General features: G+C 52.9%; 23 protein-coding genes and 1 riboswitch. Of the genes, 18 read left to right on the top strand and 5 right to left on the bottom strand.

Annotated elements, in window-relative coordinates; genetic code table 11:
* Window positions 1-252: 252 nt before the first annotated feature.
* Window positions 253-383, top strand: a riboswitch (FMN riboswitch).
* Window positions 384-570: 187 nt separating this feature from the next.
* From ribD to ribH, 4 genes are all read left to right on the top strand, one after another.
* Window positions 571-1,662, top strand: a complete 1,092-nt coding sequence (gene ribD, locus Pmgp_RS06295; RefSeq protein WP_134213121.1) for a bifunctional diaminohydroxyphosphoribosylaminopyrimidine deaminase/5-amino-6-(5-phosphoribosylamino)uracil reductase RibD — start codon at window positions 571-573, stop codon at window positions 1,660-1,662.
* A 12-nt stretch (window positions 1,663-1,674) separates the two neighbouring features.
* On the top strand, window positions 1,675-2,325 hold the full coding sequence (locus Pmgp_RS06290) for a riboflavin synthase (protein WP_134213120.1): 651 nt from the start codon (window positions 1,675-1,677) through the stop codon (window positions 2,323-2,325).
* 57 nt (window positions 2,326-2,382) lie between these two features.
* Window positions 2,383-3,588, top strand: coding sequence for a bifunctional 3,4-dihydroxy-2-butanone-4-phosphate synthase/GTP cyclohydrolase II (locus tag Pmgp_RS06285; RefSeq protein ID WP_134213119.1), 1,206 nt, complete (start codon window positions 2,383-2,385; stop codon window positions 3,586-3,588).
* 342 nt (window positions 3,589-3,930) lie between these two features.
* Window positions 3,931-4,404, top strand: a complete 474-nt coding sequence (ribH, locus tag Pmgp_RS06280; protein WP_134213136.1) for a 6,7-dimethyl-8-ribityllumazine synthase — start codon at window positions 3,931-3,933, stop codon at window positions 4,402-4,404.
* A gap of 39 nt (window positions 4,405-4,443) precedes the next feature.
* On the opposite strand, the gene rpmB is transcribed toward ribH, so the two are convergent.
* Complete coding sequence (gene rpmB / locus Pmgp_RS06275) at window positions 4,444-4,635, bottom strand: 50S ribosomal protein L28 (RefSeq protein WP_134213118.1); 192 nt, start codon at window positions 4,633-4,635, stop codon at window positions 4,444-4,446.
* A 95-nt stretch (window positions 4,636-4,730) separates the two neighbouring features.
* On the opposite strand from rpmB, the gene recG reads away from it, so the two are divergent.
* Window positions 4,731-6,800 (top strand): ATP-dependent DNA helicase RecG, encoded by a 2,070-nt coding sequence (gene recG / locus Pmgp_RS06270; RefSeq protein WP_134213117.1) that lies wholly within the window; start codon window positions 4,731-4,733, stop codon window positions 6,798-6,800.
* Between the two features lie 349 nt (window positions 6,801-7,149).
* Entirely contained in the window at window positions 7,150-7,323 is a 174-nt protein-coding gene (locus tag Pmgp_RS19675; RefSeq protein ID WP_192902813.1) for a hypothetical protein, read from the top strand.
* 182 nt (window positions 7,324-7,505) lie between these two features.
* On the opposite strand, the gene gpr is transcribed toward Pmgp_RS19675, so the two are convergent.
* On the bottom strand, window positions 7,506-8,489 hold the full coding sequence (gene gpr, locus Pmgp_RS06265; protein WP_134213116.1) for a GPR endopeptidase: 984 nt from the start codon (window positions 8,487-8,489) through the stop codon (window positions 7,506-7,508).
* Window positions 8,490-8,642: 153 nt separating this feature from the next.
* On the opposite strand from gpr, the gene rsmD reads away from it, so the two are divergent.
* Genes rsmD through Pmgp_RS06250 form a run of 3 tightly spaced genes read left to right on the top strand, consistent with a single transcriptional unit; the run spans window position 8,643 to window position 10,176 of the window.
* Window positions 8,643-9,218: a 16S rRNA (guanine(966)-N(2))-methyltransferase RsmD gene (rsmD, locus tag Pmgp_RS06260; protein ID WP_134213115.1), complete on the top strand. Its 576-nt coding sequence runs from the start codon at window positions 8,643-8,645 to the stop codon at window positions 9,216-9,218.
* 1 nt (window position 9,219) lies between these two features.
* Entirely contained in the window at window positions 9,220-9,711 is a 492-nt protein-coding gene (coaD, locus tag Pmgp_RS06255) for a pantetheine-phosphate adenylyltransferase (RefSeq protein WP_134213114.1), read from the top strand.
* An 18-nt stretch (window positions 9,712-9,729) separates the two neighbouring features.
* Window positions 9,730-10,176: an ATPase gene (locus tag Pmgp_RS06250; RefSeq protein ID WP_134213113.1), complete on the top strand. Its 447-nt coding sequence runs from the start codon at window positions 9,730-9,732 to the stop codon at window positions 10,174-10,176.
* 11 nt (window positions 10,177-10,187) lie between these two features.
* On the opposite strand, the gene Pmgp_RS06245 is transcribed toward Pmgp_RS06250, so the two are convergent.
* From Pmgp_RS06245 to ylbJ, 3 genes are all read right to left on the bottom strand, one after another.
* Window positions 10,188-11,240, bottom strand: a complete 1,053-nt coding sequence (locus tag Pmgp_RS06245) for a phosphotransacetylase family protein (RefSeq protein WP_134213112.1) — start codon at window positions 11,238-11,240, stop codon at window positions 10,188-10,190.
* 10 nt (window positions 11,241-11,250) lie between these two features.
* A complete protein-coding gene (gene acs, locus Pmgp_RS06240; RefSeq protein ID WP_134213111.1) occupies window positions 11,251-13,353 on the bottom strand; it encodes an acetate--CoA ligase alpha subunit in 2,103 nt (700 codons plus the stop codon).
* A gap of 342 nt (window positions 13,354-13,695) precedes the next feature.
* On the bottom strand, window positions 13,696-14,946 hold the full coding sequence (gene ylbJ, locus Pmgp_RS06235; protein ID WP_243119748.1) for a sporulation integral membrane protein YlbJ: 1,251 nt from the start codon (window positions 14,944-14,946) through the stop codon (window positions 13,696-13,698).
* A 137-nt stretch (window positions 14,947-15,083) separates the two neighbouring features.
* Between ylbJ and Pmgp_RS06230 the strand changes: the two genes are divergently transcribed.
* The 9 genes from Pmgp_RS06230 to acpP all read left to right on the top strand — a co-directional run bounded on the left by Pmgp_RS06230 (window position 15,084) and on the right by acpP (window position 21,985).
* On the top strand, window positions 15,084-15,587 hold the full coding sequence (locus tag Pmgp_RS06230; protein ID WP_134213110.1) for a YceD family protein: 504 nt from the start codon (window positions 15,084-15,086) through the stop codon (window positions 15,585-15,587).
* A gap of 532 nt (window positions 15,588-16,119) precedes the next feature.
* The gene (gene rpmF, locus Pmgp_RS06225) at window positions 16,120-16,299 is read left to right on the top strand and encodes a 50S ribosomal protein L32 (protein ID WP_134213109.1); all 180 of its coding nucleotides are present in this window, start codon (window positions 16,120-16,122) and stop codon (window positions 16,297-16,299) included.
* A gap of 141 nt (window positions 16,300-16,440) precedes the next feature.
* A complete protein-coding gene (gene fapR / locus Pmgp_RS06220; RefSeq protein WP_134213108.1) occupies window positions 16,441-17,019 on the top strand; it encodes a transcription factor FapR in 579 nt (192 codons plus the stop codon).
* A complete protein-coding gene (plsX, locus tag Pmgp_RS06215) occupies window positions 17,016-18,041 on the top strand; it encodes a phosphate acyltransferase PlsX (protein ID WP_134213107.1) in 1,026 nt (341 codons plus the stop codon). The genes fapR and plsX overlap by 4 nt, the downstream gene beginning before the upstream one ends.
* On the top strand, window positions 18,022-19,014 hold the full coding sequence (locus Pmgp_RS06210; protein WP_134213134.1) for a beta-ketoacyl-ACP synthase III: 993 nt from the start codon (window positions 18,022-18,024) through the stop codon (window positions 19,012-19,014). The genes plsX and Pmgp_RS06210 overlap by 20 nt, the downstream gene beginning before the upstream one ends.
* A 57-nt stretch (window positions 19,015-19,071) precedes the next feature.
* A complete protein-coding gene (fabK, locus tag Pmgp_RS06205; protein WP_134213106.1) occupies window positions 19,072-20,022 on the top strand; it encodes an enoyl-[acyl-carrier-protein] reductase FabK in 951 nt (316 codons plus the stop codon).
* Window positions 20,022-20,966, top strand: a complete 945-nt coding sequence (gene fabD / locus Pmgp_RS06200) for an ACP S-malonyltransferase (RefSeq protein WP_192902812.1) — start codon at window positions 20,022-20,024, stop codon at window positions 20,964-20,966. The genes fabK and fabD overlap by 1 nt, the downstream gene beginning before the upstream one ends.
* Window position 20,967: 1 nt before the next feature.
* Window positions 20,968-21,714: a 3-oxoacyl-[acyl-carrier-protein] reductase gene (fabG, locus tag Pmgp_RS06195; protein WP_134213104.1), complete on the top strand. Its 747-nt coding sequence runs from the start codon at window positions 20,968-20,970 to the stop codon at window positions 21,712-21,714.
* A gap of 40 nt (window positions 21,715-21,754) precedes the next feature.
* The gene (gene acpP / locus Pmgp_RS06190) at window positions 21,755-21,985 is read left to right on the top strand and encodes an acyl carrier protein (protein WP_134213103.1); all 231 of its coding nucleotides are present in this window, start codon (window positions 21,755-21,757) and stop codon (window positions 21,983-21,985) included.
* The last annotated feature ends 58 nt before the right edge of the window (window positions 21,986-22,043 follow it).

Raw genomic sequence — 22,043 nt, 5'->3', positions numbered from 1 at the left:
TTTTTCTCTGGATTGCATAATCATTAAAAAATCCACATTCCACGGGGTAATTTTTGTTTTCAATCACTTCTCCGGGAGTGCTGATATGCTGGCACGATAATTGCTTTAATATAATAACGTCGGATATTTGCGTTATAGGTGCGCACTGGTTATTGCCAGGCCTGGTTGCCGCATTTTAATATGACACGATTATTGACATATCGCAAATCGGGTCATATAATAGCTTTATAAGTTTATACGGGAAAATAAATATTAAACCTTCAGGGACGGGTGTAATTCCCTACCGGCGGTAAAGCCTTATAAGCTGAGCCCGCGAGCCCTAACGGGCAGATCCGGTTAAAGTCCGGGGCCGACAGTTAAAGTCTGGATGGGAGAAGGTGAGTGTTGGCCTTTTTAAAAGTTCGCTTTTCTTAAGGCTGGCTGTCTTTTTCTTGTTGCTTTCAAACCCTGAGGTCTAACGCCCCAGGGTTTTAATTTGTTTTTTAACCGGCTACCGACTACCAAAAAGGTAGGCTAAGAAATCTTTTTAAGTTTTTTGCCGACTACCGACTACCAAAATGAGGCTGATAAATGGACAGGATCTTCATGAAAACCGCTCTGGAACTGGCCGTCAGAGCCAGGGGACGGACCAGCCCCAACCCCATGGTCGGCGCCGTGGTGGTCAGGGAAGGGAAAATAATCGGACAGGGTTATCATCTGAAGGCCGGTACACCGCACGCTGAGATTCACGCGCTTAACGAGGCGGGGCAGGAAGCAAAAGGAGCGACACTATATGTGACTTTGGAACCGTGCTGCCACCACGGGCGCACCGGCCCGTGCACGGAGGCGGTAATCAACGCGGGTATTGCCAGGGTTGTCGCCGCAATGGCCGATCCTAACCCGCTGGTTGCCGGCAAGGGGCTGGCAAGGCTGCGAGAGGCCGGTATAGATGTGACGCTGGGTGTAATGGAGAAGGAAGCGCTCCGGCTGAACGAGGTGTTTATTAAGTACATCACAACCGGCAGCCCTTTTGTGGTAGCCAAGGCAGCCATGAGCCTGGACGGGAAAATTGCCACCCGTTCCGGCAAGTCAAAGTGGATCACAGGCCCGGCGGCGCGGGCTTTCGGGCACCGGCTCAGGGACTGGTATGACGCGATACTGGTGGGCATCGGGACGGTACTTGCCGACGACCCATCTCTCACAACCCGGCTGCCGGGCGGCGGGGGGCGTGATCCGGTCAGGGTGATCCTGGACAGCCGGGCGCGTATTCCGCCGCAAGCCAGGGTATTAACCCAGCAGTCCGAAGCTCCTACTATTATAGCTGTTACTTCCGCGGCGCCGCCGGAGAGACTCAAGACGCTGCGCGAGTCAGGCGCGGTGGTGCTGGTGGTCAATGAAGGGCCGCGGGTTGACCTGGCTGAGCTGTTGAGAATTCTGGGCTCAAGGGGGATTACCTCCGTTTTAATAGAAGGTGGGGCGGGTGTGCACGGCTCTGCGATCAGCGCCGGGCTTGTTGACAAAGTGGCCTGGTTTATCGCTCCTAAGATTATTGGCGGAGCCACGGCGCCCGGCCCGGTAGGGGGTACAGGCGCGGACGACCCCGCCGGGGCGTCGGCGCTGGAGAGGGTCCGGGTGAGACGCCTGGGGCCGGATATACTGCTGGAAGGATATTTTAAGCATTGAGGTGATAGATGGTTGTTTACAGGAATAGTAGAGGAACTGGGAATTATCTCCGCTGTCCGCCGCGGGGCGGATTCAGCCCAGCTTGTTATTGAAGCGTCAAAAGTGCTGGAAGGCAGCAGGGTGGGCGACAGCATTATGGTAAATGGTGTATGCCTCACCGCCGTTCATTTCGGCGCGACCGGCTTTACCGCCGACGTTATGGCCGAAACACTGGATAAATCCAACCTGGGCGGTTTGAGGACAGGTGACAGGGTGAACCTGGAAAGGGCGCTGCGCCTGAGCGACAGGCTGGGAGGACACCTGGTCAGCGGACATATCGACGCGGTGGGGAAAATAGCCGGGCGGCGGCAATATGACATAGCCATCTTAATTGAGATAAAGGCTCCCGCCGAGGTTTTGCGTTACATTATTAAGAAGGGCTCTGTGGCAATAGACGGGACCAGCCTTACTGTGGCGGATTTAGGGCCCGACAGCTTCCAGGTCTCGCTGATCCCGCACACAGCCCATATGACCACCCTGGGCTTCAAAAAACCGGGAGACACGGTAAACCTGGAAGGCGATCTGATTGGGAAGTACGTGGAGAGGTTGCTGAACCTGCAGGAAAACAGCACCGGCAAGTCAAAACTGAGCATGAGCTTTTTAGCCGAACACGGCTTTCTCTAATAAAAAGCCGGTACCCAAACATCATCAATGTCGAGGGATAAACAAGGGGGCAGTTAAATGAAATTCAACAAAATTGAAGAAGCTATTGAAGACATCAGACAGGGCAAGATCATTGTCGCGGTAGACGATGAAGACCGTGAAAACGAAGGCGACCTGATCATGGCCGCTGAAAAGGTAACCCCGGAAGCCATTAACTTCATGGCTGTCCACGGCAGGGGCCTCATTTGCCTGCCGATTACCGGGCAGCGGCTTGATGAACTGGAATTGCCGGCCATGGTAACCAACAATACCGACCCGCACGCTACCGCTTTTTCCGTTTCCATCGACGCCGCGTCATGCACGACCGGTATTTCCGCACACGAAAGGGCCATGACTGTCAAGGCCGTTCTCGATCCTGACACCAAGCCGGCGGACCTGCGCCGCCCCGGTCATATTTTCCCGCTGCGCGCCAAGGAAGGCGGTGTGCTGAGGCGGACGGGGCATACCGAGGCAACCGTTGACCTGGCCAGGCTGGCGGGACTGTACCCGGCCGGTATTTGCTGTGAAATCATGAAGGAAGACGGGACTATGGCCAGGGTGCCCGAACTGATGGAGTTTGTCAAAACTCATAATTTGAAAATCATCACCATAGCCGACCTGATCCAGTACAGGCGCCGTACTGAGCGCCTGGTGCGCAGGGTTGACGCGGCGAAACTGCCGACCACGTACGGCGAGTTTAACGCTGTTGCTTATGAGAGCGTCCTGGACGGCAAGGGGCATATCGCCCTGGTTATGGGTGACCTGGAAAAGGTGGAAGCCCCTCTGGTACGGGTGCACTCAGAGTGCCTGACGGGGGATGTCTTCGGCTCAATACGCTGCGACTGCGGCGACCAGTTGGCGCGGGCCATGGAAATGATTGCGGAGGAGGGCACGGGTGTACTCTTGTACATGCGCCAGGAAGGACGCGGCATCGGGCTGTTGAACAAAATACGGGCCTATAACCTGCAGGATCAGGGCAAGGATACAGTGGAAGCCAACCTGGCACTTGGTTTTCCGGCCGACCTCAGAGACTACGGTCTTGGGGCGCAGATCCTGTCCGACCTGGGGCTTAAAAAAATAAAGCTGATCACCAATAACCCGCGTAAAATCGCCGGCCTGGAAGGCCATGGCCTGGAGGTAGTACAGCGGGTGCCGATCGTAATCCGTCCCGGCAAGAACAACCGTTTTTACCTTGCCACCAAACAGAAAAAACTGGGCCACCTGCTCAACATCAGCGAACGCTAAGTAAACATGTCGTAAGCTATAGGACGTAAGGCGTAAGCATAAATGTCGTAGGCCGTAAGACGTATGGCGTAGGAATGCATGGGTGAGACAAGGGGACGGTTCGCTTGTCTCATCCCAGGAAGACTATAAGCAAGAAATAGTCGTAAGGCGTAGGGCGTAAGGCGTAGGTGTGCAAGAAAGCTTCATAAGCCAAAGACCCAAAAGGAATGCAGGATATACCTACGGCCTACGCCCTACAGCCTACAACAAAAACCCAAGAGGAATACAGAATATACCTATGGCCTACGACCTACGACAGACCAAGAAGGAATACAGAATAAGGAATGTGAAGGGAGATTAATGATGCCAAAACTTTATGAAGGACATTTACTGGGACAGGGACTTAAATTCGGGCTGGTAGCGGGACGTTTTAACGAGTTTATCACCAACAAGCTGATCAGCGGCGCTCTTGACGCCCTTAACCGGCACGGTGTGCAGGACCAGGATATCGAGGTGGCCTGGGTGCCGGGTGCGTTTGAAATACCTTTTGTCGCCCGTAAAATGGCTTCTATGAAGAAATATGACGCGGTTATCTGCCTGGGAGCGGTTATTCGCGGCGCGACCCCGCATTTTGACTATGTGGCCGGCGAGGTGGCCAAGGGTGTGGCCAAGGTCGGGCTGGAAAGCGGTGTGCCCGCCATATTCGGTGTTATTACCGCCGACACCATCGAGCAGGCTATCGAGAGGGCTGGCACCAAAGCCGGCAATAAAGGATGGGATGCGGCTGTAACCGCGATTGAAATGGCAAATTTGATGAAGAATATGAATGACCGGTAAAAAATAAAAAACGGCATGCGCCGCTTTTTAACAATCTGCTTATATGGCACGCTGGACCTTGCCGCTTCTCAGACAGCGGGTGCAAACCAGCACTCTTTTGGGGGTGCCGTCAACGATAGCTTTGACCCGCTGCAGGTTCGGGGACCAGGTCCTTTTAGTGCGGATATGTGAGTGACTGAGCTTAATACCGACGACGATGCCCTTGCCGCATACGCTGCAATTTCTGGCCATGAAAACACCTCCTTTGAAACCACTCCTTCATTCTACCAAAAAATTTTTTCGGCTGCAAGGGCGGATTCTATGTCGGGCTGTTTGAGAGGTTTTTTATGGCGGACAATTTTTTGCTGAGACCAGTGCAGGGCATTAAAATGGTGGGGCCGCGGCGGGCCGTGACCCTGCAGAAGCTGGGTATATTCACAATCAAAGACCTGTTGTATCATTTTCCCAGGCGTTATGAGGACCGGACCCGGCTGCGCCCGGCGGGCGCCTGCGCGCACGGGGAATCTGTCACCGTGCGCGGGACTGTCCTCACCGCCCAGGATTTAAAACCGAAACGCGGTTTGACTGTTACTAAACTGGCTGTGCATGACGGAGTCGGTATTTTTTATGCCGTCTGGTTTAACCAGCCTTTTATCAAGAAGAATCTCCCGCGGGGTACAAGTGTTTTTATAACCGGCAAGGTGGAAAAAGGTTTTGGCGCAACCCAGGTAATAGTGGAAGAATATGAGGTGGATGACGGTCAGGACAGCCTCAGTGCCGGGCGCCTGGTCCCGGTCTATCCTTTATCGGCCCAGTTAAACCAGCGCCTGCTCCGCTTAATGGTAAAAACGGCGCTGGACGGTATCGGCTCCTCCGGTGAATTTCTGCCTGGAGAAATTATCAGGAAATTTGCCCTGCCCGGTTTTGCGGAGGCTGTTTCAGACATTCATTTTCCTGTCGGGTTAAGCGGCGCTGAGTCTGCCAGGCGGCGTTTTGTTTTTGAGGAGCTGTTTCTTTTTCAACTGGCCTTGGCGGTGCGGCGCAGGCATATTGCCGGCAGGAGGAAAAGCCACCGCTACCTGCCTGAAGGCAAGCTGTTGAAACTATTTAAGAAAAACCTGCCCTACCAGCTAACCGCCGGTCAATTAAAAGTATGGGAGGAAATATCGGGTGACCTGGAGGCGCCGGCGCCAATGAACCGCCTGCTGCAGGGGGACGTGGGCGCCGGCAAAACGGTAATATCGGCCCTGGCGCTGCTCAGGGCTGTGGAAAGCGGGCTGCAGGGCGCCTTGATGGCCCCAACTGAAATACTGGCAGAGCAGCATTACCTGGGTATGAAAGACGCCCTGGAATCCATCGGAGTGCAAATTGGCCTGCTGACCGGGGGCACTAAAAAAAAGGACAGGGATGAGCTCCTGCGAAGAGTCCGGGAGGGTGAATTGCAGGTGTTGATCGGCACCCACGCCCTGATCCAGGAAGATGTTGATTTTCAAAAACTTGGCCTGGCGGTGGTTGACGAACAGCACCGGTTCGGTGTGCGTCAGAGGGCGACGCTTGAGCATAAAGGGCATTATCCTGACACCCTGGTGATGACCGCGACACCGATCCCCCGCACCCTGGCCCTGACCCTCTACGGGGACCTGGATATTTCAGTGATAGGCGAGCTGCCGCCCGGCAGGCGCCCGGTCAAAACATTCGCGGTTTTACCCAGTGCCCTGCCCAAAGCCTTCAACCTGATCAGGGAGCAGGCCGCCCTTGGCCGGCAGGCATATATAGTATGTCCCTTGGTGGAAGAGTCGGAAAAAATTGATTTGCAGGCAGCGGTAGACCTGGCTGAAAACCTCGCCAGGACCGAATTGAAAGAACTGCGGGTGGGGCTGCTGCACGGCCGCATGAAAGCGGAAGAAAAAGACGAGATAATGGCCTCTTTCCGGCGGGGGGAGATTAAGGTCCTGGTTTCAACCACGGTTATCGAGGTGGGAGTGGATGTTCCCAATGCTACAGTTATGCTGATCCTGGACGCCGACCGCTTCGGACTGGCCCAACTGCACCAGCTCAGAGGCCGGGTGGGACGCGGCAGCCACCAGTCATACTGCATTTTGCTCGCCAGCCCCAAAACCGAAGAAGGCCGCGCCAGGCTGAAGGCGATGACCACAACCACAGACGGCTTCGCCCTGGCCGAAGAAGACCTGCGCCTGCGCGGTCCGGGTGAATTCTGCGGCACGCGCCAGTCCGGCCTGCCTGAATTTAAAGCAGCCGACCTGCTGCGCGACTGGCGGGTCTTGGAGACCGCACGGGAGGAAGCCCTGAACTGGGTCAAACAAGACCCGCTTTTAAAGAAAGCCGAAAGCCAGGCGCTGCTCAGCGAGATGAAAGAAAGGTTCGGCGCCGCCGGGAATTTTATTGGAGTAGGCTAATAAATGTCGTAGGCCGTAAGCCGTATGTCGTAGGTATGCATGTAATTCTTATAAATATTTGGGTTTAACTTGTTAGTAATACAGGAAATATCTACGGCCTACGCCCCACGACAGAATCCAAAGAGGAATGCAGAATATTCCTACGGCCTACGACTTACACCCTACAGCGGGTTTCAACACTATCGACGGCTCTATCAACAAACTGCGCTGACTTGTCATTTCAAGTGCGCATTTTTTTGATTTATTATCAAGTTTTTCTTTTTTTATATGGATTTTAAAGAAACATTTTATCAGTATATATAGGTTATTTTGATTAATACTATATTAAAATAAACATGGAGGTGTTTTTATGGCTCATAGGAAAAGGACCAACGCGGGAAATTTCCAAATGAATAATAAGGTCCGTGATTTTGCAAATGAGGTTGGACGTGAAATAGCCGTTGATTTTAAGGACCCGGCTAACAGGCGGAAAAAGGGGTTTGCCAACCCAAACGCAAATCAAAACTGGTATCAAAAGTCATAAGTTAGTAAGGGAACAAGTTCCAGGCATAACGAAACAGGGTTGAGTTAATACTAGACTCAGAAAGAACCGGGTAGTAGAACTAAAACGAATCAAATCATCCCAAAATAAAAAACTTGTCAACCCACTCTCCACAAATCAGTAAGACAGGCAGCAAGCGAAAAAAAACATCCGCTTGCTGCTTTTTAATTCAAATACATACTGTATTGTTCAGCATTGATGGCAGGGTGCAGGGCCATGGAAACCCCGCCGGCAATAATTTTTGAGGTGCTTAGAATCAGATCGTCGATCTCTTTGGGGGTTACCATCAGGTTCCCGGCGAAAGGCGCCAGGACACTGTTAATCACATCCTGGGCGTAATCGGGGCTAAGATTATTGTATATCTGTGAAAACATCGGGTTTTGCTGGAGCTTCTCCAGAAAATGCTCTGAGGTTACCTGGGCTATTACCGCCGCGTGGACAACTGTGGGCACACCAATGGCGATAGTTTTCACACCCATCGTTTCTTTGTTGATGCCGGTGCGCTTGTTGCCTATACCCGAACCGGGGCTTACTCCCGTATCAGCAAGCTGAATGGTGCTGCCGATCCGTTCCACACTACCCGCTGCCAGGGCATCAATGGCGACAATCAGGTCCGGTTGAATTTTTTCCACCACGCCCTTGATTATTTCTGCCGTCTCTATGCCGGTAATGCCCAGGACGCCTGGCGCCAGGGCACTTACTGAACGCATGCCTCCCTGTAATTCCTCGGGCGCGTATTTATACAGGTGCCGTGTAACTATGGTCTGGTCTACCACCCTTGGTCCCAAAGAGTCGGGCGTGGCCTGCCAGTTGCCCAGGCCGACCAGCAGCACGTTGGCATTTTCCGGCAGGTTAAAGAGTGATGACAGCTGCGCGGCAAGAATCTCTGCCACTTCTTTCTGGGCCACACGGTTGTTGTCCCTGATTGCGGGGGCATCGATTGTTATATAGGTGCCTATCGGCTTGCCCATCATCTGCGCCGCCTGGGGTTCAACTATTTTGACTACGGTTACGGTGGCGTTTTCGTAATTATGCCGGTCAACCACCGCTCCCGGAATTTCCGTCTCCAGTTGGCCCCTGACAATGTCGTGCGCTTCGATTGCCAGGTCAACACTGATATTGTTATTCTTGAAAAAGTCGAGATTCAAAAAAACACCTCCAATTTATTTCAACCAGTAGTAGGGTATCCTATTAAAGTGGTGTTATGCAGTAAAAAAATCATGTAATTCGTAAAATTACGAAAAAAATCGATTTTATAAATTAAATATGCTATAATAACTGATTAAAGGAAGGGATTTTACATTTTACGTGTTATTTCCGGTTCTGCCAAGAAGCGCAGGCTGAAATCCCCCCGTGGGATGGCGGTAAGGCCCACATCTGACAGGGTAAAAGAAGCTCTTTTTAACATAACAGGAAGCCGTATCCCAGGCTGTTTTTTTCTTGATCTATTTGCGGGAACCGGCAGCATCGGCATAGAAGCGCTGAGCAGGGGCGCCTCCAGCGTGGTTTTTATAGAAAACAACAGCAGGAATATCCAGGTAATCAGGGAAAACTTAAAGAGCACCGGCTTCACGGAAAAAGCCCGGCTGATCTGCCAGGCCCTGCCGCCTGCCCTTAATGCTCTGGGCAGGGAAGGCCTGAAGTTTGATTTGATTTTTTTAGACCCGCCATATTTAAAGGATTTTGAGACAAGCACCCTGGCGGCTGTGGCCGCCAACTCCCTGCTCAAGACTGAAGGGAGAGTCATTGTTGAAAGCAGCAAAAAATGTGTCCTGCCCGGGCGGGTAGCGAATCTGGAAATGTCCCGGCAGGAAAAGTACGGAGATACATTGCTTTCTTTTTATCAAATTAACGGTAGCACGGGGGTGAAAAACTAATTTGCGAACTGCAATTTGTCCGGGAAGTTTTGATCCGGTTACACTGGGTCATTTAGACATCATCGGAAGGGCCTCTTTGCTTTTTAACAAGCTGATCGTGACAGTTTCCCGGAACCCGATTAAAAACCCTCTTTTTACAATAGAGGAACGCGTGGAAATGCTGAAAGAGGTACTTGAGCCCTATCACAATGTTGAAATAGATACCTTTGACGGCCTGACTGTCAATTATGCTATTAAAAACAAAGCTATTGCTGTTGTACGGGGGCTCAGGGTCATTTCAGATTTTGAGAATGAGTTTCGCATGGCTCTTACCAATAAAAAAATTGCCTGCCATATAGAAACCATTTTTTTGATGACCAAAGCAGAGTATTCGTTTATTAATTCCACTACGGTAAAAGAGGTAGCGGCCTTTGGTGGTTCGGTAAGGGGCCTGGTGCCGCACCAGGTTGAACAAAGGCTGAAAGATAAGTTTAAAACCAGTCTTAAAATTTGAGGGGGGAAAGATAACAAAGTGGATCTTTTAAGCGCTCTTAACGAATTGGAAGAATTAATTGAAACCAGCTCAAAAGTTCCTTTTACCAGGAAGGTGATGGTGGAAGAGGAGCGCCTGCTTGACCTTTTGGACCGCATCAGGACAACCATGCCGGAAGAAATTCGCCAGGCCAAGTGGATCATTCAGGAGCGGGAGAAAGTCCTGGGCGATTCACAAAAAGAGGCCATGCGCATTTTGGACGATGTCCAGAAGCAGGTTGAGAGAAAGGCTGACGATAGTGAAGTAGCTCGCCAGGCCAAAATCGTAGCAGAAGAAATAGTCGCCAAGGCTGAATCCGTAGCCAGAGAAATGCGTGAAGGCGCCAAGGGATATGCGGATGATATTTTAAGTAATCTCCAAGACAGCCTGGGCAAGATTATCAGCCAGATCGAGCAGGGGCGCTCTGAACTGAGGCTGATGAAATAAGCATGGAAAAACTACTGCAGGGCTTTTAAGATACCTCGCCAGTCAATATGTTTTTCCGTGTTTGCCAAAGCCATGTTTACCGCCTTTTCGTCATCAGCCCTGATCCTTCTTGTTACTTCAGACATTTTTTCAATAGTGGTATAAGTGTCGAGATGAACCAGAATAAGCGGCACACCCTTTTGCTCGGCACGCGCGACGACCTTAACATCGGGGTAAAGTCCTCCTGTCAGGATGAGCGCCGATGTATTTGTTTCCAGCGCCGCCAGAGCTACCGCGGAGCGATCTCCCCCGGTAATTACCGCTTTGTTGGCAGCCCGCCTCAGGTAGCCTAAAGCGCTTTCCGCAGTCATAGCGCCAATGACAATGTCTTCTACAATACGGTCCATTTTATCTCCGCCGGCCAGGACTTCTCCACCCAGAACATCGTAATATTCCTTTACCGACGGTGAGGTTATTTCCGGTTGGCTGGGCACCACACCCAGAGTGCGGTAGCCGAACTCCTCCAGCACCGGGCGGTAAATTCCCTGTGTCTTGGCCTGCAGGGGCCGCGGCACGTTGTGAAAGATATTCCCGTATACCGGCACCCCCTTGCACTGCATGTAGCTGTTGATGAAAATGGCGTGGTCGAGGCTGTAGTCGTTTTCTATCCTGATCACAAATACCGGAACGGCCGTAAGTTCCTGAGCCAGGCTCGCGGCGTCAAGACCCAGGCAGCCCATGATGTGCGGGAAACCGGCGCCCCCGATGATCACCATGTCGTTGCCGGAGACCACACTCTCGTAAGCCGCCCGGATGGTCTTCATTGATTCACAAGAGTTGTGGCGGCCTGACAGGTAGTTTGGACCGGCCATGTAGGGCACGATATTTTCCAGGGGCTGTTCCATGCGCAGCACCTGTTTCATCAGCACAGCGTCTTCGTCTTCACGGGATGCCGCGGCGGCAGGGCTGCCAACCGGCTTGAAGTAGGCTACCCGCAGGCCCTCCTGGCGGAACTTTAGAGCCAGGCCCAGTCCGGCACTGGTTTTGCCGCTGCCCGGTGTTCCCATCACATACAGGTTTTTCAACTTGAGCACCTCACGATATGGTTATTTTCACGTCCAGGGCGCTGATGCCCTGGCTGTAGGCGAAAGCGGGATTTATGTCCATCTCGGTAATCTCGGGAAAATCGGTAACCAGCTTGGCCACCCGCCCGATTGTATCGACAACGGCATTTATATCAGACGGTTTTTCTCCCCGGTAACCTCGGAGCAGGGTGTAAGCCCGGGTTTCTGAAATCATCTTTTCTATTTCTTTGGTGACGAGCCCGTTGGCCAGCCGGAAAGCCACGTCCTTCAGCAGGTTTACATAAATGCCGCCCAGGCCGAAGGCTATCAGCGGGCCGAACTGGACATCCCTGGTCACGCCGATGATCAGTTCCACGCCTTTCGGCATCATTTTTTGCACCTCGACCCCGTATAAAACAACGCGGGGCAGGTAACGGTGGACATTGTCCATAATCTCAATGAACCCCTTGCTTACTTCATCACGCGAACTCAGACCTATTTTCACACCGCCGACATCAGTCTTATGCATGATCTGGGGAGAGGCTATTTTCAGTACCACCGGGAAACCTGCCTGCTCCGCGAACTCTGCCGCTTCCTCCGGGCTGTTGGCCAAAAACGTCGGGACGGCGGGAATACCATAGGCGGATACTATCTCAGCAGCTTCACTGCCCAGCAGCACCAGCCTGTTGTCTCTTTTGATGTCGAACAGGGTGGCCTTAACCGTTTTCAGATCCAGATCAGGAAATGAGAGCTGTTCCTGCTCCTCCGGCATGTCCCTGATCCTGCCGTAGTTTGCCATGCCGCTGATGCTGGTTATGGCCGGCTCCGGGAATGTAAAACAAGGTATCTGCGCCTGGGCGAGAGTTTCAATCCCCTCAGCCAGTTTTTCACCGCCCATGAAGGCGGCAAAGACAGGCTTGTCCGGGTAGGTCCGGCGCATGTCAAGCATCGCCCGCGCGGTCTCCCGCGGTTCAGTAACCGCTGTGGGGCAGACCAGGACTACAGCGCTGTCTACACCAGGGTCGGCCAGCACTTTTTCCAGCGAAAACCGGAACCGGTCGGCTTTGGCATCCCCCAGCACATCTACAGGGTTGTAAATATTGGCTTCCGCGGGCAGGCGCTCCCGCAGGGCGTCTATGGTCTCCTTGGTAAAGCGGGCCATGGCAAGGTTTTTTTGCTCTATACTATCGGTGGCGATAATGCCCGGGCCGCCTGAATTGGTTACTACCGCCACCCTGTTACTCCTGGGCACCGGCTGTTTGGCAAAGGCCACAGCCAGGTCGAACAGCTCGGACATCTCCCTGGCCCGGATAATGCCGCACTGCCTGAACGCTGTTTCGTAAGCCAGGTCGCTCCCCGCCAGGGCGCCGGTGTGAGAGGAAGCCGCCTGGGCGCCGGCCTGGCTGATCCCCGATTTTAAGATGATGATGGGCTTCTTTTTCACTGCCCGCCTGGCCACCTCGAGGAAGTGAGAGCCGTCTTCCACATCCTCAATATAACAGAGGATCACTTTGGTGTTGGGGTCTTCAGCGGCGTCTTCAATGAAATGGGCCTCGGTCAGGTCGGCCTTATTGCCCAGGCTGACAAACTTGCTGAAACCCAGGCCTGCCCTAAAGCTCCAGTCCAGGATCGACAGGACCATGGCGCCGCTTTGTGAAATGAACGCGATTTCTCCTTCCAGCGGGTACCCGGCCGCGAATGAGGCGTTGATAGGTGTGTGGGTATCCATCAGGCCGACACAGTTGGGCCCGAGCAGCCTCATTTTGAAATTGCGGCAGGTATCCAGCAGCTTTCGCTCCAGTTCCAGCCCTTCTTTGCCGGTTTCCTTAAAGCCCGCGGTGATCGCCACCAGATGTTTGACGCCGCTTTTGCCGCACATCTCGGCGATTTCCAGCGACCTGGCCGCCGGCACCGCCAAAACCGCCATTTCAGCCGGTTCCGGTGTCTTATCCACAGAAGGGTAGCAGCTCAGCCCCTCTATTTCAGGCTCCTTTGGATTTATGGGGAAGACTTTACCTTTATAACCACAGCTAATCATGTTTTTCACAATCACGTTGCCGATCTTGCCGGGTGATTTTGAAGCGCCGACTATTGCCACCGACTTGGGGCTGAACAGGCTGGTCAGGTCGGTCAAGTTTTATTCACCTGCTTCTCTGCTGCGACTTTTCACTGGTGCCTGTTTTATCTTTTCCATAATGTAGAGGAAAATTCATAAAAATAATGTCGCAGGCTTCTGCATTCCTTTTAGGTTTTGTCGTAGGTCGTAAGTCGTAGGCCGTAGGCATATACTGCATTCCTTTTGGGTTTTGTCGTAGGCTGTAGGGCGTAGGGCGTAGGAATATACTGCATTCCTAACAAGTTAGATCTAAAGACCTATAAGAATTACATGCATACTTACGGCTTACGGCCTACGGCTTCAGTAGTTTCGTGTGCGACTAAAGTCGCACCTACAATTATAAGCACCAGAACATTATCTTTACAGCTTTATCCTTGTGATGTAAAGCCTCAGGCTGCGGGCGGTGTGCAGGAGCAGGGCTGTGGTAATTATTGTGGTTAGTAAGAGAATAAAGAGGAAAAAAACCTTCAGGTTAAAACCAACCACGCCGGCATCTCTTAACAGCCCGGCAGCGGCCATGACCGGGGCCGCTGTTTCTTCAAGAGAGCCGGCCCACCTGCAGGCCAGGTAGGTGTAAAAACCGGCCAGACAGGTATGGCAAATACGTGAAAATATAAACGGCCGCATCCTGATGTCAGTGTCCGCGATCATGCTCGCCGCCTGGGCATGGACTGAAAGCCCGCTCCAGGCCAGGATCATCCCTACCGCGACCACCTGTTGGAGCAGCGGGGCCGCAGCCTCGCTGGCCAGTTTAGAGCCTATGGTCATTTCAAAAAAACCGCTGCCCAGCGCCGGTAAGATTTCGCGTGCGAAACCCAGCGGCAAAAGAAATACGCCAAGAGCCCTGGCAATAATCTCAATAATTCCGGCGGCGCTCATCAGCCTGATGAGCACGGCGAACAGAATGATAAAACCGCCTATGTTAAGCAGGTTGGTAACCGATTTTTTCACGGCGTCTCCCATTATTTTGCCTGCAGGCCTTTTTTCCTGTCTTTGCGTCTGCAGCATCTTGCTGAAGGCCTGTCTCACCACGCCGCGCCCGCTGACAGGCGGTTCCGCCAGGCGCTCGGTGTCGCCGGCGGCGTAGAAGCGCAGGAGCAGGCCCAGGGTCAGGTTTGATAAATAATGGGCGGCGGCGATTAACATACCCAGGCCGGGGTTGTTGAACATCCCGACCGACACGGCGACCAGCATGAAGAGAGGGCTGGAGTTGTTGGTGAAGGACATCAGGCGCTCAGCCTCGACCCTGGTGCAGAGGCCGTCGGCGCGCAGTCTGGCTGTGAGCATGGCGCCAATAGGATAGCCGGAGGTAAAGCCTACCGCCACAACAAAAGCCCCCGCGCCGGGCACCTTGAAAAGGGGCCGCATGACAGGCTCCAGGAGCACTCCCATAAAATTAACCACGCCGAAACTCATCAGCAGCTCGGAAGCTATGAAAAAGGGCAGGAGTGAAGGAAAAACTATGTTCCACCAGGTTTTGAGACCTGTGACTGAACCTTCAAAAACGATGCGCGGGTTAAAAATCATGGCGGCCGTGAAAGCCAGCGCCAGCACCGTCCAGCCCAGCCTGGCAGCATCTTTGCGGCTGGTGTTTTTGACCTTTATGAACAATTTAAATTCGCTCCTTTTGGGACAGCCTAAGAAAGTATATTGTTGCAGGCCGGCTGTAATGAGTCAAAAAGGAAAATTCTTGACAAAACACTGCCTTCTTAATATAATTTGTGGTGTTGAATTCGGAGTGATATATTGTGCTGCAGCTTGATGTTGCCAGACTAAAAAGGTCTCCAGGGGATACGGCCAGTTTTGACCTGCTGGAGGATTTACCGCCGCTGGAGTTATCCGGGGAGGTTATCAGCTTTGCGGCGCCGGTTAACGCCCGCCTGTCCGCTTTAAATACCGGCAAAACTATTGCCGTTACAGGGGAAGTCGGCGGTAAACTGGAGCTAAAGTGCGGCCGTTGTCTGGGGACGTTTATTTACGATTTTGCAGTACCCTTCGAAGAAAATTATGCCATGGCGCAGGATACGGCAGCCGGGAACCTTCTTTCTTTCTCCGGGGATTATCTGGACGTGACGCCGGAAGTTGAAAAAAGTATCTATCTGGCCCTGCCGATGAAAGCTTTATGCAGCGAAGAATGCCGGGGGCTTTGCCCCGTGTGCGGCAAAAACCTTAACGAAGACGCCTGCGGTTGTGCCGCGGAAGAAATTGACCCGCGTCTGGGCATCTTAAAAGACCTTTTAAAGAAAGAGTAACGCCTATTCATAAGACCTGAAGTGCGGGTAATCCGTACTCTAAGGAGGTTGTAAGCAGCTACAAAATAGTTAAATAAAAGTATGTAAAGAATGATAATTCATTGACACGAACACCTGTTCTATTTTATAGTGGACACAGGAGGTGAGTGGCATATGAGAGTTAAGTAAAATTTAGAGAGGAAAAGGTTTCTAAGCAGTTACATCCGATGAGGCGTCGCAAAGACACGCGGTGAAAGTCGGGCGCGGAGGTTATATCAACCAGGCGGTGGGTAACACCCCCTTCCGGGCAGAACCCAGCACTCAACCTAGCGTTTGATAGGTAAGAGAATTAGAGAAGGTTTTATCTTTCCGCTAGGGATGTAATCTATCAAGCATTAGGTTGAGTGTTGGGGCGGCATTTCTGCCACCCGGAATATGGACGAGAGTCCATAGCTCAGCAGTTGAATCCTGTGAAACTGCCTCCCGTATAGTCGGACGGGAGAGAAATCTAAACAAATGATTTGTTTAGATTTCAGAAACCAGGTGTGTAAAAATGGGAGTACCGAAAAGGAAATCTTCCAAGCAGCGTGGCAGGCAACGGCGCGCCGCAAATATGAAGCTCGAAGTTCCCGCATTGGTCAATTGCCCGCAATGCCATGCCCTGGTCATGCCGCACCACCTGTGCCCCGAGTGCGGGTACTATAAGGACAGGGAAGTAGTTGCCACGAAGTAACCAAAATATAGACTACTGTCAATAAGCTCTTTTAAAGGAGCTTGTTTTTTTCCATTAACTTGCAAATAAACTTAATGTGCATTATACTATATTTAGTACCTGGTACTAAATTTTTTGTTGATATTTGACAGTGGTGAGATTATGGGCGGATTGAGCACAAATAAATCGGAAAGACAGCAGCGCCTGACCAGGTATCTGGAGAGCGACCCCTTCCTTACGGATGAGGACCTGGCACAGATCTTAAAGGTAAGCGTCCAGACGATCAGGTTGGACCGGTTTGAACTGAAAATACCCGAGCTGAAGGAAAGGCTGAAAAGCGTGGCCAAGGGTGTTGTTGCGCTGCCCAGAACACTGTCAGGCAGGGAGATGATGGGCGAGCTGGTTGATCTGGATGTCGGCAGCGCGGGGATGTCGATCCTGCCGGTCAGGCCTGACATGACTTTGAGCAAGACCCGTTTTTTAAGAGGCCATCACCTGTTTGCCCAGGCCAACTCACTGGCAGTGGCGATTATTGACGCGGAGGTTGCTTTAACCGGTATCGCCAGGGTCAGCTTTAAGCGCCCGGTTGTATGCGGTGAAAAAGTACTGGCGAGGGCGGTTATTAAAATAAAAAAAGGCAATAAGTACATGGTAAAGGTTACTTCCTACGTAAAAGATGAAGTTGTATTTCAGGGCAGGTTTCTGATTGTTGCGGAACCTGAGGAGGTCGTGCCCCAGTGAAAATAGCTGTGGATGCAATGGGTGGGGACCATGCTCCCCGTGAAATAATAATAGGCGCCCTCCAGGCCGCGGCTGAATACGGGCTGGAGATAATCCTGGTGGGAGATGAAGCGCGGATTAACGCCGAGCTGGCCGCTCATAACGCGGGCGGGGTAACTGTGGTTCACGCCACCGAGGTAATCAGCATGGGCGAACATCCTGCCATTGCGGTGCGCCGTAAAAAGAATTCTTCAATTGTCAGGGCCACCAGGCTGGTTAAGGAAGGGGAGGCCGACGCTGTGGTGTCCGCCGGCAGCACCGGCGCCGCTATGGCCTCGGCGCTGCTGAACCTGGGCAGGATCAAAGGGATAGACCGCCCTGCTATTGCCGGGGTGCTGCCCAACGAGAAGGGTTATACAGTGCTATTGGACGTCGGCGCCAATGTTGACTGCAAACCCCAGCACCTGCTTCAGTTTGGGATCATGGGCTACCAGTACTCCAGTAAAATTCTCGGCAATGCCGACCCGCGGGTTGGACTGCTCAGCAACGGTGAAGAAGATACCAAGGGGAATGAAACTACCCTGGCCGCTCTGCCGCTCCTTAGAGGCGCGGGCATTAATTTTATTGGCAATGTTGAGGGCAGGGATATCTTCGAAGGCACAGCCGATGTGGTGGTGTGCGACGGTTTCGCGGGGAATGTGGTGCTGAAAGCCGGTGAAGGAATGGCCAGAATGCTTTTAAAAATGATGAAAGAGGAGATTTCAAAAAGCCTGCTGGCCCAAATGGGTACGCTACTGGCCGGGCCGGCTTTAAAATGCCTGCAAAAGCGTTTGGATTATGCTGAATACGGCGGCGCTCCCCTGCTGGGTGTCAACGGAGTGTCGGTGATATGTCATGGAAGTTCCAAGGCCAAGGCGGTCAAAAACGCGATCAGGGTTGCCAGAGAGTCGGTGGATAACCGTCTGGTCAACGCTATCAGTTTGAATATAGAGAGTATAAAAACCAGGGGGGGCTGTGGAAATCTTGCCGAAGGAATTGATTAACGTGGGAATTGCCGGTGTGGGAGCGTATGTGCCCGACCGAGTTCTTACCAATGCTGATCTTGAAAAAATGGTGGATACAACCGACGAGTGGATTATTAACCGGTCAGGTATCAGAGAGAGGCGGATCGCTCCGCCTGAAATGGTGACGTCGGATTTTGCGGTTGCCGCCGGCCGGCAGGCAATCGCCGGCGCGGGAATTACAGCTGAAGATGTTGACCTGGTTATTGTGGCCACCAATACACCTGATATGCTTTTCCCTGCGACCGCCTGTCTGGTGCAGGACAGGATTGGAGCTAAAAAGGCGGGCGCCTTCGACCTGGCCGCGGGTTGTACGGGTTTTATGTACGCGCTGGTAGTGGGAAGCCAGTTTGTTGCCAGTGGTTCCTGCCGGAATGTGCTGGTGATCGGGGCGGAAAATTTATCTAAAATTATTAACTGGAAGGACCGCAGGACCTGTGTTCTCTTTGGTGACGGCGCCGGGGCGGTTGTTTTGAGGCAGGCCGCCCCGGGCAGCGGGATCCTTGCCCAAAAACTATGGGCCGACGGGTCCGGCGGGGAATTCCTGACGCTGCCCGCGGGGGGGGCCAGGAACCCGGCGACCCATGCAACCGTGGAAAATAATATGCATTTTGTTCATATGAGGGGCAAGGAAATCTTTAAATTCGCTGTCAGGGCAACAGGGAAAGCGGCTGAAGAGGTGCTTTCCTTAGCCGGGCTAAAAACGGCCGACATAGACTTTTTCATACCGCACCAGGCCAATGTCAGAATTATTGAGGCCGCCGCAAAAAGGCTCGGCCTGCCAAAGGAGAAGGTGCTGGTTAATGTGGACCGCTACGGCAACACTTCAACGGCTTCAATGCCGATTACCCTGTACGAGGCTGTGCGCTGCGGCAAAATTAAGAAAGGGAACCACATTTTGATGGTGGGCTTTGGCGCCGGTTTAACCTGGGCCGCGGCAGTTTTAAAATGGTAAAGCAAAATAAATTTCAACTGAAGATTATTCAATCTGTATTAAAGGGGGCTGAAGGCATTGATCCGGACCGTGTTATGTGAGTTGCTCAATATAGAATACCCCATTATACAAGGCGGCATGGCCTGGGTTTCCACCGCGGAACTGGCCGCGGCTGTTTCAGAAGCGGGCGGTCTGGGTGTGATAGGCTCCGGCACGGCCACACCGGAATGGCTGAGGGATCAGCTGCAAAAGGCCAGAGCGCTTACCAGCAAGCCGTTTGGCGTTAACGTCATGCTGCTCTCGCCATTTGTGGATGAACTCATGGCAATTTTAAAAGAAGAGCCTGTGGCTGTGGTGACTACCGGGGCCGGTAATCCCGGCAAATATGTGCCCTCGCTGCGGGAAGTCGGGACAAGGGTGATCCCTGTTGTTTCTTCTGTGGCCTTGGCTAAAAGGCTGGTCAGGGCGGGTGTGGACGCGCTGATCGCCGAAGGGATGGAATCAGGCGGCCATGTTGGGGAACTGACAACCATGGCCCTGGTGCCGCAGGTAGTGGACGCTGTTGATATTCCGGTGATCGCGGCCGGCGGGATTTTTGACGGCAGGGGGTTGGTGGCGGCCCTGGCCTTGGGAGCGGTAGGCGTACAGATGGGCACTCGTTTTATGTGTGCTCAGGAGTGTACCATTCATCCCCGGGTTAAGGAATTTGTGATTAAATCAAAGGACCGCGATACAGCGCTTACAGGTGTGACTACCGGGCACCCGGTACGCGCCCTGCGCAATAAGTTAACCAGGAAGTTCGAAGAAATGGAAAGCCGCAACGCCCCGCCGGAAGAGCTGGAAAAGCTCGGTACGGGAAGCCTCAGGCTGGCTATGGTCGAGGGTGACATCGAGTACGGCACGGTGATGGCCGGACAGGTTTCTGCCATGGTAAGCCGGGTACAGCCCGTACGTGAGATAATCATGGATGTGGTCGAAAGCGCCGGCTTGGTGTTAGATCGTTTAAATCAACAGGTGGTGAGGACATAATGAAAATAGCCTTTGTATTTCCGGGGCAGGCCTCCCAATATGTGGGTATGGGAAAAGAGCTCCGCCGGGACTATCCTGAGGCGGCGGAGATTTTTAAGCAGGCGGATGAAGCCCTGGGTTTCTCATTGTCAACCCTGTGCTTTGAAGGGCCCGAAGAAGAGCTGAATTTAACCGCGAATACCCAGCCGGCCGTGCTGACAACCAGTTTGGCCTGTCTGGAAGTGCTGAAGAGTGTGGGCGGCCCTGTGCCTTTCGCGCTGGCAGGCCACAGCCTGGGAGAATACTCCGCTCTGGTGGCTGCCGGCTCACTGGAATTTGCCGACGCTGTCCGCCTGGTCCGCAAGCGCGGGCAGTATATGCAGGAAGCTGTTCCTTTAGGTGAAGGAGGTATGGCCGCGGTCATGGGACTGGCCAGCGCGGCAGTGGTGGAAGTGTGCCAAAAGGCCTCGGAGCCGGGTGTTGTTATTGAGGCCGTTAACCTGAACTGCCCCGGGCAGGTGGTTGTGGCGGGGAATACCGCGGGGCTTGAAGCGGTTGAGCCGCTGCTTAAGGAAGCAGGCGCCAGGCGTGTGGTGCCGCTGCCGGTAAGCGCCCCCTTCCATTCCAGCCTGATGGTGCCCGCCGGGGAAAGGTTGGCCGTCGATTTGGAGCAAGTTGTGATCAAAGATCCTGAGATACCCGTGGTGGCAAATGTCAGCGCTGACCTGGTCCTGACGGGGGCAGAGGTAAAAGATTCACTGATCAGGCAGGTATACAGCCCCGTGCGCTGGGAGGAGACTATTTTAAAGCTGCTTGAGCTGGGCAGTGAAGCTTTTGTCGAGGTTGGCCCCGGCAAGGTATTGAGCGGTCTGGTTAAAAAAATAAGCCGTGAAGTATTAATAAGTAATGTTGAAGATAAGGCAACTTTGGAAAAAGTCCTTGCGTTAACCAGGGAGGTTAGCTAAAATGGTTCTGAACGGAAGAATTGCCATAGTCACGGGAGCTTCCCGCGGTATCGGACGGGCTATCGCCAAAACCCTGGCCCGACAAGGGGCGGCAGTGGTTTTGAATTTCGCCAGCAATGCCGGCGCCGCGGCCCAGACAGCTCAGGAAATCAGCAGCGCCGGCGGCAGAGTGCTGACCTTTCAGGCTGACGTGGCGGCGCCTGACGAGGCTGCCGCTCTGATGAAAGCAGCTAATGCCGAATTCGGCCGGGTTGATATTCTGGTTAATAACGCAGGTGTTACCAGAGACAGTCTAATTTTCCATATGAAAGACGAAGACTGGGATAAAGTACTGGGTGTAAGCCTTAAAGGAGCCTTTAACTGCACCAGGGCGGTCGCCCGGGGTATGCTGAAAAACCGTTACGGCAGAATTATTAACATCAGCTCGGTGGCAGGACTGATCGGCAACAGCGGGCAGGCCAACTACTGTGCGGCTAAAGCCGGTTTAATCGGTTTTACCAAAGCCATGGCCAAGGAACTTGGCTCGCGCAATATAACTGTGAACGCTGTGGCGCCCGGGTTTATTTCCACGGAGATGACCGCCGGGCTGCCGGAAAATGTTAAGGAAACGATGCTTTCCCAGATACCGCTGAAAAGGTTCGGCGGGCCGGACGAGGTGGCTGAACTTGTCGCCTTCCTGGCTTCTGACGCCGCCGGGTACATTACCGGACAGACTATTGCGGTGGATGGTGGGATGGCGGGTGTCTAAAGAGTTTGATGTTTAGCGCTGGAAGGGGGTGATTTTAATAATGGCAATTATTGATAAGGTTAAGTCAATTATTGTTGAGCAGCTGGGAGTTGAGGAAGAGGACATAAAAATGGAGTCATCCTTCGTCGATGACCTGGGGGCCGACTCTTTAGATATTGTGGAACTGGTAATGGCATTGGAAGAAGAGTTCGACCTGGAAATACCTGACGAAGACGCTGAGAAAATAAGGACTGTAGGCGAAGCTGTAAAATATATCCAGGAGCATCAGTAAATCTATCTAAGGTGCGAGTCCCGGGTGGAAACCACGGGACTTTTTTGAAGGGGAGGAA

Source organism: Pelotomaculum propionicicum, assembly GCF_004369225.1.
Taxonomy (GTDB): Bacteria; Bacillota; Desulfotomaculia; order Desulfotomaculales; family Pelotomaculaceae; genus Pelotomaculum_B; species Pelotomaculum_B propionicicum.
Note: the sequence above shows the minus strand (reverse complement) of the source record. Positions and strands in the feature narration are given on the sequence as shown.

Coding starts and splice junctions, on each gene's coding strand:
- ribD (WP_134213121.1), top strand. CDS start 571: ATGGACAGGATCTTCATGAAAACCGCTCTGGAACTGGCCGTCAGAGCC.
- Pmgp_RS06285 (WP_134213119.1), top strand. CDS start 2,383: ATGAAATTCAACAAAATTGAAGAAGCTATTGAAGACATCAGACAGGGC.
- ribH (WP_134213136.1), top strand. CDS start 3,931: ATGCCAAAACTTTATGAAGGACATTTACTGGGACAGGGACTTAAATTC.
- rpmB (WP_134213118.1), bottom strand. CDS start 4,635: ATGGCCAGAAATTGCAGCGTATGCGGCAAGGGCATCGTCGTCGGTATT.
- recG (WP_134213117.1), top strand. CDS start 4,731: ATGGCGGACAATTTTTTGCTGAGACCAGTGCAGGGCATTAAAATGGTG.
- Pmgp_RS19675 (WP_192902813.1), top strand. CDS start 7,150: ATGGCTCATAGGAAAAGGACCAACGCGGGAAATTTCCAAATGAATAAT.
- rpmF (WP_134213109.1), top strand. CDS start 16,120: ATGGGAGTACCGAAAAGGAAATCTTCCAAGCAGCGTGGCAGGCAACGG.
- fapR (WP_134213108.1), top strand. CDS start 16,441: ATGGGCGGATTGAGCACAAATAAATCGGAAAGACAGCAGCGCCTGACC.
- fabD (WP_192902812.1), top strand. CDS start 20,022: ATGAAAATAGCCTTTGTATTTCCGGGGCAGGCCTCCCAATATGTGGGT.
- fabG (WP_134213104.1), top strand. CDS start 20,968: ATGGTTCTGAACGGAAGAATTGCCATAGTCACGGGAGCTTCCCGCGGT.
- acpP (WP_134213103.1), top strand. CDS start 21,755: ATGGCAATTATTGATAAGGTTAAGTCAATTATTGTTGAGCAGCTGGGA.